Raw genomic sequence first — 11810 nt, forward strand, 5'->3', positions numbered from 1 at the left:
TTATCGAGAATGCGCCCTACGGGGGCTAACGCTCCGTTTCTCGTAGGGTGCATTCTTCAAATGCACCGGTACCCCGAACGAACGGAGCCGGCGCATTTTGGATGTGCTCCATTCAATGGTTGGTGAACCCTGGAATCGATCGGCTCTATGGCAATCTGGGTGGCTTATCGAGAATGCGCCCTACGGGGGCTAACGCTCCGTTTCTCGTAGGGTGCATTCCTCAAATGCACCGTTACTCAGACGAGCGGAGCCGGCGCATTTGAATGTGCCTCGTGCAACGGTTGGTGCTTTCTGGAAATCTTCCGCTGACACGCAAAGGGGGTGGCCCGTCAAGAATGAGCCCTCTTCGCTCCATTCTTCAAATGCACCGCTGCAGTCGATCGGAGTGCGGTGCACCTGAGGGTGCTGTAACGCTACAATTGCAGTTCGAAGCCACGCGGAGCCAGAGGAGAGCCGTTTTCCCTCAGCCGTGTAGATACCGTAGCCCCGAGGTTTCAACTCAAGCCCCGGCTTTTCTTCGAAAACGGACTGGCGACATCCGAGGAGACCCAGCCATGCAAATCCTTTTAGCAAATCCCCGCGGCTTCTGTGCCGGTGTGGATCGGGCCATCGACATCGTCGAGCGGGTGATCGAACTGTTCGAACCCCCAATCTACGTTCGCCACGAGGTGGTGCATAACCGGTTTGTCGTGGAGCGGTTACGGGCCCTGGGCGCGGTGTTTGTTGAAGAGCTCGATGACGTGCCCGACGATGCCACCGTCGTCTTCAGCGCTCATGGCGTGCCGCGCCGCGTGCAGGAGGAGGCGAGGCAGCGGGGCTTGCGCGTTTTCGACGCCACCTGCCCTCTGGTGACCAAGGTGCACCTGGAGGTCATGCGCCATGCTAAAGTCGGGCACGACGTCGTGTTGATCGGCCACGAGGGGCACCCCGAGGTGGAGGGCACCATGGGGCAATACGACGCCGCGAACGGAGGGGGTATCTATCGGGTCGACAGCCCGGAAGATGTCGAAAACCTTGAGGTCAGGAACCCCGAACACCTCGGCTTCGTTACCCAGACCACCCTCTCCATGGACGATGCACGGTTGGTGATCGATGCCCTGCGGCAGCGATTCCCCGATATTGCCGGCGCGAAAAAAGAGGATATCTGCTACGCCACGCAAAACCGTCAGGATGCGGTCAAGCAATTGGCGGACGAAAGCGACGCCGTTCTGGTGGTCGGCTCTCCGAACAGCTCCAACTCCAACCGTCTGCGCGAAGTGGCCGAACGCCGCGGCACCCCCGCCTATCTTATCGACAACGCCGAAGACATCCGCGACGAGTGGCTGGAGGGCGTACGGGTGGTCGGCATCACCGCTGGCGCATCGGCCCCCAAGGTCCTGGTGGACGGCGTCATCGAACGCCTACAGCGTTCGGGTGCTGAAGTTCGGCATATGCAGGGCCGTGAGGAAAACATGGTATTCAGGCTGCCCCGGGAACTGGAGAAGCCCGCCTAGGAGCCTGTCGGACTTGACCGATCGTAGCGAGGGAAAGCCGGTTTGAGACAGATTTTTTGATCTTTCGAGGCGAATAGTGGGTCTATTCAACTACTCACCCTCTTCGAAAAAGACCTCACCGCAGAGCCGCAGAGTACGCAGAGAAGACCAAATATAGCCCTGGGTAACTACCCGTAGCTCCGTGCTGAAGCGTGGAACGGTAGATAATGCTCTTACGAAGCGCATCATGTCGTTGTTATGCGCTTTCTATCTCGGCACATTCATGATGCCTGTTTTCCTGAAAAGAAATTACCAGGTCCTCTCTGCGAACTCTGCGCCTTTGCGGTGAAAATGTCTTGAAGGGGCGAGCAGTTACCGAGAAAGATCGGAAAATATGGCCAAATCCGGCTTTTCCGCAGTAGATCAGTGTTAAGTCCGACAGGCTCCTAGGTAGGAGATTTTAACTATTACGCGCAGGCGCAAAGGCGCCTGATGTAGTGATCTTTCATCTACAATATCCCTGCGCCCCAATCCGAGACATCACTGACTTGCCGGCGAGTCTCTCCTGAACGCTGCTGTCAGTGAACTGAACCTAGTGTTTCGGCGTTCCACTGCGGGCAAGTCAGTAGGGCTAGCAGGAGGTTGAAAAAGGAAAGCGAGGGGCGCTTAGCGCTCCTCGCTTCCGCGGTCATTACAGGCAGTTAAGGTTTGCTTCAACAAAGCCGCTGACGTTGTTCCCGGTGTAGGTAGCAGTGCAATATTGAGCGGTGTTTTTCTCATACCTGAACTCGAGCGTCCCGCTCCACTTGCCACTACTCCCTCCGTCCACCACGCAGGCGTAATATTCCGTGTTCAGATCGACGTTCTCGACAGTGCATTGGTCGGGTTTGCTCAATCTTTTCAGGTACTGGGCATCGGCAATATAGATCGTACCCCCAATCATCACACTCTTGCTCAGGATCTCGCAGGTAAAGTCATTTCCGGACGAGTCGGTGGAGGTGCTGATTGCGTGTTGAGTCGGGGTGCAGGAATAGCCCGCCTGGACCATATCAATTGTCCCGGACCAGGTCTGGTCTTCAGCGACGCTGATGCTGCATGCGTAGGTCTTTAACTCGCTGTCGACCGTGCATGCGGTCACCTGTTCCGTTGCGTCGTCCGTCGCAGTGACCGAGGAGCCGGTCGCCACGTCGATGGCGAGGCTGCCGGTGATGGCCAGGGTCGTTGCGGCGCCACATGTGAAGTCCAGGTTGTCTACAGAGGCATCGGTGGCTACGGAGTGTTTAAGCGGGGTACAGAGGTTGTCCGTGCCTCCGACATCCAGGGTGACATCGCCAGACCACGAACCGCGGGTCGGATACGTCACGGTGCAGGAATAAGTATCCAAGGAGTCGTCGACAGTGCAATTATCGGAAATGTCGTTCGCCGAGACGGTGAACATCTCAAGGTCGGTATCGGTTACTCCCGAAATGTTCCCGCTCAGGGTGATTGTTATATCGCTCCAATTGCAACTGCCGAAGTCATTGTTCAGGGCGTCCGCTGTGACCGGTTGCTCAAGCGCTAACGAGGTGTCACTACAGTCCCAGCCGATGGCGGGGTCGAGGGTGATGCTGCCCGTCCACCCGTCTGCCGTGTAGGTGACATTACACTCGTAGGTGCTGCCGGTGTTGGTATGGGTGGTGTTACAGGTTGTCACCGTGCCGTTGTCGTCTTCGGCGGTAATGATGCTACCGCTAAGGTCGTGGGTCTCTCCGCTGGCGATGCCTACAGTACCGGAAATGGCGATGCGGGTTCCGACTGGACAGTTTGCTTCGCTGTCGGCTACATCGTAGTGATGTATTTGCCGGCCGGTCACATTGTAATAGGAAAGCGTATACGTTTCGGGGGCGTCACAGAAAACGGCGCCGGTTGAGAACGTCAGATCGCCACTCCATGGACTGCCGGTCAGGTCGGCGGTTCGGCAGCGGTACGCGGCCGCGTTGTCGATACACTCAATCAAGTTGGTGCCGCTGACGCCGGTAACATCGCCAAAATCCGCGGCGCCGTAGAAATTGAACCGACCACCAATATCCGCATCGACATCGTCGATACAGTAAGTATCCGGGGTCAGACAGGTATCCTCCGGCGCATTGCCGTAGAAGAAGTACTCAGTGCTCGAGGGCACAGAACTGGTTTTCAGGGCCAAGGCGCCCTGTTTCGGATCGCCGCGCAGCATCGCATCCCGACAAGCATCATCGGTGCTGCCCCCGACGATAAGGAAGTCGTGGCTCTTGCCCAGTGCCGCTATGTTGGCGCTGGTGATCCCGTTCAAATACCAGATGGGATCGCCATTCACATCCACCATCGGGTCGCCGTTGTCATCCAGTCGAATCTCGTAGCCGCGGTATTGCCGGCTGCGCTCGTTGGTCACGTTGACGGAGTAGGGGTCGCCCATGCAGACGTTGGCGGACTGGTCACTGCTTCCCGTATTGGTGGTATCGAGAACACCGATGTTGCCGTACCATTTGTTCGCCAGATAACAGCGATAGTTATAGTATTGGTACGTCGTGCCATCGCGATAGAAGGATGAATCCGCCCATTCGGCACAATAGGCGGAGTCGGAGGCCTCGACGGACAGGTTCTCCCTTGGTTTGGCCCCGTCCTCGATGTAGACCCTGCCCTCGATGTTGACGAGATCGAATCCGTCGAGGATGACGATCTGGACCTTGCCGTCCGCATCGATAATCTCAATCTCGCCGTTGTCCTTTTCGTAGATAGTGGTGCCGTCATCACTGTTGGTGGTGACGGTTTCGCCCTCTTCACCCTCCGGCGTAGTTTCATATGTCTTGTCGCCCCAACGCGACCCCTCACTGGGGGGCGCTATGATCTTCTTGGCGTCGTCGCCGTTGGCAATGGTTGCCGACCCTGCGGGGTCTTTCCATACGAGGTGGCTGTCCAGCGTCACCGACTCCTGGTCACTCTCCTGGGGACCGGTCCAGTTCACCTGCATGGTGACCGCCTTGCGATCCGGAGTGGCGCCATCGTCAATCTTCCAGCTGCGGGTGAAGGTGGCGTTGACTCCGGTAATATCCCCGCCGGGGTCGTTGGAGAAGGCTCCGCCGGTATCAATTAGTGCGGTATAGTCGCCCTCCATCATGGCGCCGCGAAACTCTTCGAGCTTCTGCTGGGCGATATGGACCGCCTCGCTGCGCGCCTTGTTGTGCCCCCCACTCTGGACTAGGCCACCCTGGAAGCGGGCAAGTGCGATCAGCCCGACCGCAAAAATGACGGCAGCGATCAGGGCCTCGATGAGGGTAAAACCGCCATCTCTTCCGGGCACCTTCATGTCGAATGTCATCCTGCTCTCCCGCTTGATCATGTCCAGTCTCTCCAGCTACCCGACAGGCCGGCATCTTTGCCGATTCCGCCCGTATTATCCAATACCTCGGGGTCGTAGTTGACTTCCAGATTCCCGTTACCCATTATCAGCTCCCCTTCCACGACAACCCCGCCGTTGATGGTCACGCCGCCGTTGGCCTGGGTCCAGTCGCCCGAGACATAAACGATGCCGTTTATCGTGCAATTGCTGTTGATTCGGAGGTCGCCATTGACGACCAGGACTACCGGATCTTCTTGCGTGCCGAGGTCCTCCTGCAGATGCAGGTCTCCCTCGTACCAAATCAGTTGGCTCAGGATGGGTTGCTCCGCTGTGAGCTCGGCCGAGCTACTGATGTCGATATCCGCGTCAGCGCGGACCTCTTCGGCACTCTGTCCGAAGAAGTTTTCGAAGAAATCGCTATCGCTCACCTCTCTCAGATTTGTATCATCCTGGATTACGTCGGGCCCGAAACCACCCGAGTCGGTACTGTTTACAGACTCTTCGCCATCGGTAGTAGTGATCTTGGTCTGCGCGTCGCCTGAGACATACACGTAATCCCCGGACCATATGGTCAAATGCCCATAGTTATTCGTTACCGTGATATTGCCGCTGATCTGGGTCAGGGTGCGGGTTGTCAGGGGTGATATGGGTACGTTGGGAACAGCCGGCACCACGGCCGATTCCTGCGTGCTGGTTCGGCTGGCGAGGCCATCGGCGCTGGTGCCGGTGGAGGTGATGCGCACCCGGTTATCACCGAGGTCCTCGAATGTCAGGGTGAAGGCGGAACCCGAGGCCAGGGTCATGGGAGTGAGTGTCACCGTTGGAACATCGGGATCCACGGCGACGATCGGATTGCCGTCCGCGTCCACGAACAGCCCGTTGTTCTCGGGATCGAGCCCCTCGTCGAGATAACCGAAGGCAAAATCAATTCCGGCATCGGCGGCCTCGAAGGCCTCCATGGCCCGGAATTCGTTATTGGCGATCCGTCCTTCGAGCAGTATCGATTTGGCGGTAAATACCGTCACCATCGTGATTGCCATCAGCAGAATCAGCGAGATCAGGAGGGTCGCCGCGCCGGACTGACGGCCTGGACGCGCACCGTCGGCAGGCGCCCGAAGTTTGTTATGGCTGGCTGTAGATTCGATCATTTCGCACCTTTATTGAAGAGGTTACGGTACGGATTACGGCGCTGTCGCTCTCGAGGTGACCGGTGAGAGTGACATTGATCCGCCGGACCTCCACCAGGTCGTCACCACTGACGGGAGCCGTATAGCTGCTGGCGGCGGTGGCCTCGCAGGGTGCATCGGTCTGGACCCCGGCCCCGTCCACGGTCCAGATCTCCTCGGTCACCGTGTTCTGGCATTTACCTCCGAGCGTCGTAAAGATGAGATCGTCGATGATGACGGTGCCGTCATCCGTTACTCCCTGCCAGTTCCCATCGGTACAGTCGGTGGTGTTTGCGCCGCTCTGCTTCATCCAGACCTCGTCGCCGTTCTTTTTGAAGCCGAAGTATTCGCTACTATCCACGCTGCCATCAGCATTCCGGTCGTAGGTGTAGAGGATGCATTTGCCACCATCAAGGATGTTGAGATTGGTCCCCGTGACGGTGAACGGGTTGTGGGCATCGGGCTTCGCTCCATACCAGTAGCCGGCCCGGCGCACGTCGCTGGTGATTACCATGGCCACCGAACGGAGTTGCTGGCTCAGGTTGGCCGCCTTCAGGGTCTCGCTGTTGCTCTTGATGGTCATGATGTAGACTGAGGTGACGGCCGCGGTGACGATCAGGCCCACGGCTAGCCCTATCATCAGCTCCACCAGGCTTAGACCGAGTTGTCCAATTCGGGGTGAGGTTTCCATAACGTTTTCCTAGGGACAGTCGGCTGTCGGGTAACCGGATACATGGGTCGTCGCGCCTGCCGGGGAGCACAAGCGAACCCGGCCGAGGAGGCTGACGATCACCCGCAGTTGACGGCCATCGGGCGACTCCAGATAGACATGCCCCGCCTGGTTGACCGTGCCGCGGGTAGGGTCGAATTGGAGCTGTGTCCCAGCACCGAACGCGACTTCTTTGAGCAGTGGCCGGGCGGCGGCATTACTGGCAAAATCGGCAGCCGATACCTCCTTTTCGACACCACCCAGTTGGCAGGAAACCGCTGAACAGTCGCAGTTGGCGCCGCCGCTGATGCTGAAGCACCAATTGGTGTCGTCGGTGCGGTTGAAGTTGACATAGGTGTCCGCCGATCGCTTTATGGCTTCGGTGCGTGCCAGCTGCAACTGGGCGCTAATCTCTTCAGCCGTCCCGATCAGGCGGTTCTTGTGGGCCATTCCCGGGAATGATGGTATCGCCATGGCCAAAATGGTAGCGAGCACCCCAAGGGTCAGCATCATTTCCAGCAAGGTGAAGCCGTTGTTGCGCAAGTGTCTCATCGGCAATACTCTCTAGTCGTGGTTATATTATCGGGACTCAGAGCGCGTGATTCCATATGCTGCTTTCCGTTTATCCAGCGCAACCGTCCACTGGTCGGATTGTGCCGTCCAGCAGGAGATAGAGTGATGAAATTTGTTAGGAGTTCGAGCGGCTTTACGTTGATTGAGCTGATGATCGTAGTGGGCATCGTGGCGATTCTGGCGGCCATTGCCTATCCCTCATATCAAGAGTATATCCGCAAAGCGAAACGCTCCGATGCCATGACCGCGTTGATGGAACTGCAACTGGCTCAGGAGAAGCTCCGCGCCAATTGCCCGTTCTATGCGGCGGAGATCCAGGGTACCAACAACTGCGACACCACTACCCCCGACATCGATGTCGCAGGTAGCACAACGAGTCCGGAGCAGTTCTACAATCTCGGCATCGTGTCGAGCAGCAGTTCAGCGTATGTGGCGACGGCGGCACCAGACGGATGGAGTGACAATGACTGCGGCACGTTTGCCATCAACCAGGACGGGCCCGACCATTCCGGTACTTATGCAAATGAACGCTGCTGGGGCAAGTAACTCCCCGTGCCTGATGTCCTGATTATCGGCGGCGGCCTCATCGGGCTGCTGAGCGCCCGGGAGTTGGCCCAATCGGGTGAGCAGGTCACGATTGTGGAGCGGGGCACCACCGGTCGGGAGTCTTCCTGGGCAGGTGGGGGTATCCTCTCGCCGCTCTATCCCTGGCGCTATCCGGAGCCGGTGACGGCGCTGGCGCATTGGGGTCAGGTCCACTATGAGGAAATCTGCCGGGAGCTTTCCGACAGGACCGGGATCAATCCGCAGTGGACCCGTAACGGGCTACTAATGGTCGATGTGGCGGAAGCGGAGTGCTCCCGTGCGAGCGCTTGGGCGCTCCGCTACGGGTACCGGATGGAATCGTTGGACCGGGCCGGACTCAAAACCTGTGAGCCGGAGTTGGGCCGGGGCGAAAGCGGTCTCTGGATGCCCGATGTGGCACAGGTCCGGAATCCGCGCCTGCTGCAGGCGCTACGGGCGGACCTCGAAAAGCGGGGTGTCGCCTTCGAGGAGCAGTGCGAAGTTCAGGGGTTTGTCAGCGCAGCCGGCAGGATTACTGGAGTTCGTACCGATGCCGGGATTCGGCGGGCGACACGCGTGGTTGTGGCCGGCGGGGCGTGGACCGGGAGGCTGTTGGAATCGACCGGACTCTCTCTACCGGTTGAACCGATTCTTGGCCAGATGGTGCTTTTCAACGGTCCGCCTGACCTGCTGCACCGCATTGTCCTTTCCGGTGAACGCTATTTGATACCACGCCGGGATGGCCGGGTGCTGGTGGGCAGTACACTGGAGAGGACCGGGTTCGAGAAGGTGACTACGAAGGTGGCACTCGAGGAGCTCAAGGCGGCCGCGTTCGGTATTCTCCCCCGGCTTCGGGAGGTTCCGGTGGAGACGCAATGGGCCGGTTTGCGACCGGGCTCACCTACGGGAGTCCCCTTTATAGGGGAACATGCCAAAATCCGCGGTCTGTATGTGAACGCGGGACAGTTCCGAAACGGGGTGGTGATGGGGCTGGCATCGGCACGGCTACTGTCGGATCTGATGCTGCATCGGAAGCCCATCATCGACCCTGCGCCCTACCTCCCCGGTACTAATGGGGCCCCCACTCAAGGGGGCATGGACTTTGTCTAAGACCCTATCCTATAATCGAGCTATGGAACAAATGGACCGACAAGTCGCTACTTTAATGTTGCGAGAGCACGGGATTACACCCACGCAGCAGCGGGTGGAAATTGCCCAATACCTGTTTGCCCAGCCACGCCACGTTTCAGCGGAACAGGTTATGGAACTGGTGAACGGCGGACGCCCCCGGGTATCCAAGGCCACCATCTATAACACCCTTAATCTGTTTAGCCGCAAGGGTTTGGTGCGGCAGATTATCGTCGACCCCACCAAGATGTTCTATGACTCCAATGTCGGAAGGCATCACCATTTCTACAATATCGACACCGGTGAGTTGACGGACGTGCCCCCGGGGACGATTCAGGTGGATGACTTGCCGGAACTCCCCGCCGGGACCGTGGCGGCCGGCATCGATGTGATTATTCGGGTTCGCACGGAAGAGACCTGATCCCGTAAGGTCGTAGCGATAGGTCATGGATTCACCGCAAAGCCTTCCGTTCCGGATATTTCTGCGCGGCAGATTGTCCACCCCCGGACACATCGTTCTTTGCAATCCTTGTGTTTTCACGAGAATGAGCTGTGTCGGGCCAAGCCTCTGCGCAGCCGTAAGGTTCAGGCGGTTGCCTGAGGTCGGCCTTCAGGCCGACACCGGGTGACCTCAAGGGTAAACGCACACTCACATTTTTGGTGCCGGCGAGCGAACTAAGTCCTTGATAGCCGGTACGCTGTGAATGCGACCTAAAGGGATGAGTGTGCTCCTGCATTGTCTAACGCCGCCATCGTTGGCGGCGTGTCTGCCGACGACCTGCTATCGGGACTTAAACCGCTCGCTTCAAAGTATGCGGTTGCCCTGCGGGTGACCCGGCGTCGATTGCTGTCTTTTACGGTTTTCCGTATACTTCGGCGCTCTCCCGCACGGGAGGGGCCGTGCAGCCCAACGGGCAGGGCAATGCATTCGCAAGTCGCAGGGCTGCAACGGCAATCTTTTGACTTTCCTGAAAAAGATTATGGAAGGTTCAGACTGATACCCGACGGATATGGGTCTATAAAAGATTTTCGCCGGAGTAGCTCAGTTGGTAGAGCAATCGATTCGTAATCGATAGGTCGTAGGTTCGACTCCTATCTCCGGCACCATAAAAGCGGAAAGGAGAAGCCAAGTGGCTTCTCCTTGTTCGTATTCACTACCGATTCGTGTGCGCTTCTTTGAAAATCGGCTCCTAAATAAGTACCAATGTGGAACCGGGAACGACCCTCCCACCGGAAAACGAAGGCAATGGTCCCCCGTAGGAGCCCACCCCGTGGGTGAACAGTGCGGCAGCACTCATAAAGATCTGGCATCCCCAAACTCTCCGAGAAGCCCGAAAATTTCCACCACGTGGATCGGCTTTCACCCGACACATCTTGGGCCAACTCCATCTACCCCGTGAATCGCATCGACAGATCGACGGCCCGTATGTCCTTGGTGAGGGCGCCGATGGAGATGTAGTCCACCCCCGTTTCGGCCACCGCACGAATCGTTTTCAGCGTAATCCCCCCCGAGGCCTCCAATCTGGCCCGCCCGGCGTTCAGGCGGACCGCCTCGCGCAGTCTTTCGGGTTCCATGTTGTCCAGCAGCAGAATATCGGCGCCGCTCTCCAGGGCCTCGGCAATCTGTTCCAGAGTCTCCACCTCCACCTCGACCGCTACACCGGCCGGCGCCTCCTCTCGTGCTTTCATCACGGCGGCCTCCACCGAACCCGCCGCGGCAATGTGGTTCTCCTTGATCAGTATCCCGTCATAGAGGCCGATACGATGGTTCACCCCACCGCCACAGGTGACTGCATATTTCTGGGCTCGGCGCAGGCCAGGAAGGGTCTTGCGGGTGTCGAGAACATGGGTGCCGGTTCCCGCCACCGCATCGACATACCGGGCCGTGATGGTCGCGGTCCCGGACAGTGTCTGCAGGAAGTTGAGGGCGGTGCGCTCGCCGGTGAGCAGGTGTCGCGCAGAGCCCTCCAGCGTGCAAAGGGTACGCCCGGCGCCGATGAGGTCTCCCTCGCGTACCCACCAGTGGATCTGCAGGTTCCGGTCGAGCTGTCGAAAGACCTCATCCACCCAGGGCCGCCCGCAGACGACAGCGTTCTCCCGAGTGATGATGGTGGCCGTGGCCCAAGCAGTTTCGGGAATGAGTGCGGCAGTGAGATCACCGCTGCCTACATCCTCCGCCAGCGCTCGGGCCACGTCATCGCGGACGATGGCCGCATCCATCGCGGAAGCCGCCATCAGTTCACTCCGAGCAGTTCCACTTCGAACACCAGCGTCGCATTGGGTGGAATCACGCCGCCGGCTCCCCGGCTACCATAGGCCAGTTGCGGCGGGAGAGTGAGCTTGCGAATGCCCCCCACCTTCATGCTCGCAACGCCTTCATCCCAACCACGGATAACCTGACCGCCGCCGAGCTTAAAGACCAGGGGATCGTCGCGATCCTTGCTGGAATCGAATTTATCACCGTTCTCCAACCAGCCGGTATAGTGAACGGTCACCTGCTGTCCGGCTTCGGCGGTATCGCCCGTGCCTTTCTTGATGTCCTCGATCTTCAGTCCTGAATCGGTAATGCGTCCAGCCATTGGGTCTTCCTCTTTCATTGAAATCCTGATGAATTTGCCCCCGCTGTCATCACGAGGAGCCCCGGCGACGAAGTAATCTCTACTCCCAACCCCGAGATTGCCATGTCGCCGGGGCTCCTCCTGATGAACTTGCCCCCGTTGTCATTACGAGGAGCCCCCGGCGACGAAGTAATCTTCTGCTCCTAAGTCCGAGATTGCCACATCGCTGTGGCTCCTCCTGATGAACTTCCCCCGCTGTCATTACGAGGAGCCCCGGCGACGAAG

Annotated in this window: 10 protein-coding genes and 1 tRNA gene; 5 read left to right on the forward strand and 6 right to left on the reverse strand. The window is 58.6% G+C overall.

What is annotated here, in order from left to right; genetic code table 11:
- The first annotated feature begins 554 nt into the window (after positions 1 to 554).
- Positions 555 to 1493 carry a 4-hydroxy-3-methylbut-2-enyl diphosphate reductase gene (ispH, locus tag Q7L05_RS13475; protein ID WP_303907619.1) on the forward strand — a complete coding sequence of 313 codons (939 nt, stop codon included), beginning with the start codon at positions 555 to 557 and terminating at the stop codon, positions 1491 to 1493.
- Positions 1494 to 2163: 670 nt separating this feature from the next.
- Here the strand turns inward: ispH and Q7L05_RS13480 are convergent.
- From Q7L05_RS13480 to Q7L05_RS13495, 4 genes are read right to left on the reverse strand one after another with little or no spacing between them, the layout of a single operon-like run.
- On the reverse strand, positions 2164 to 4806 hold the full coding sequence (locus Q7L05_RS13480) for a type IV pilus modification PilV family protein (RefSeq protein WP_303907621.1): 2643 nt from the start codon (positions 4804 to 4806) through the stop codon (positions 2164 to 2166).
- A gap of 17 nt (positions 4807 to 4823) precedes the next feature.
- The gene (locus Q7L05_RS13485; protein WP_303907624.1) at positions 4824 to 5975 is read right to left on the reverse strand and encodes a pilus assembly PilX family protein; all 1152 of its coding nucleotides are present in this window, start codon (positions 5973 to 5975) and stop codon (positions 4824 to 4826) included.
- Positions 5950 to 6684, reverse strand: coding sequence for a PilW family protein (locus tag Q7L05_RS13490; RefSeq protein WP_303907626.1), 735 nt, complete (start codon positions 6682 to 6684; stop codon positions 5950 to 5952). The genes Q7L05_RS13485 and Q7L05_RS13490 overlap by 26 nt, the downstream gene beginning before the upstream one ends.
- 9 nt (positions 6685 to 6693) lie before the next feature.
- Complete coding sequence (locus Q7L05_RS13495; protein ID WP_303907629.1) at positions 6694 to 7254, reverse strand: GspH/FimT family pseudopilin; 561 nt, start codon at positions 7252 to 7254, stop codon at positions 6694 to 6696.
- Positions 7255 to 7380: 126 nt separating this feature from the next.
- Between Q7L05_RS13495 and Q7L05_RS13500 the strand changes: the two genes are divergently transcribed.
- The 4 genes from Q7L05_RS13500 (at position 7381) to Q7L05_RS13515 (ending at position 10074) form a co-directional block, all read left to right on the forward strand.
- Positions 7381 to 7821, forward strand: coding sequence for a type IV pilin protein (locus Q7L05_RS13500; protein WP_303907631.1), 441 nt, complete (start codon positions 7381 to 7383; stop codon positions 7819 to 7821).
- Positions 7822 to 7827: 6 nt separating this feature from the next.
- A complete protein-coding gene (gene thiO / locus Q7L05_RS13505; RefSeq protein ID WP_303907634.1) occupies positions 7828 to 8949 on the forward strand; it encodes a glycine oxidase ThiO in 1122 nt (373 codons plus the stop codon).
- Between the two features lie 31 nt (positions 8950 to 8980).
- Positions 8981 to 9388, forward strand: a complete 408-nt coding sequence (locus Q7L05_RS13510; RefSeq protein WP_303907637.1) for a Fur family transcriptional regulator — start codon at positions 8981 to 8983, stop codon at positions 9386 to 9388.
- 610 nt (positions 9389 to 9998) lie between these two features.
- A tRNA-Thr gene (locus Q7L05_RS13515) sits at positions 9999 to 10074 on the forward strand.
- Positions 10075 to 10356: 282 nt separating this feature from the next.
- Here Q7L05_RS13515 and nadC read toward each other — a convergent pair.
- Positions 10357 to 11202 carry a carboxylating nicotinate-nucleotide diphosphorylase gene (gene nadC, locus Q7L05_RS13520; protein ID WP_303907640.1) on the reverse strand — a complete coding sequence of 282 codons (846 nt, stop codon included), beginning with the start codon at positions 11200 to 11202 and terminating at the stop codon, positions 10357 to 10359.
- A complete protein-coding gene (locus Q7L05_RS13525; RefSeq protein WP_303907644.1) occupies positions 11202 to 11546 on the reverse strand; it encodes an FKBP-type peptidyl-prolyl cis-trans isomerase in 345 nt (114 codons plus the stop codon). Before Q7L05_RS13525 ends, nadC begins: the two co-directional genes overlap by 1 nt.
- Positions 11547 to 11810: the final 264 nt, after the last annotated feature.

Source organism: Thiohalomonas denitrificans (assembly GCF_016841685.1).
GTDB lineage: Bacteria > Pseudomonadota > Gammaproteobacteria > Thiohalomonadales > Thiohalomonadaceae > Thiohalomonas > Thiohalomonas denitrificans_A.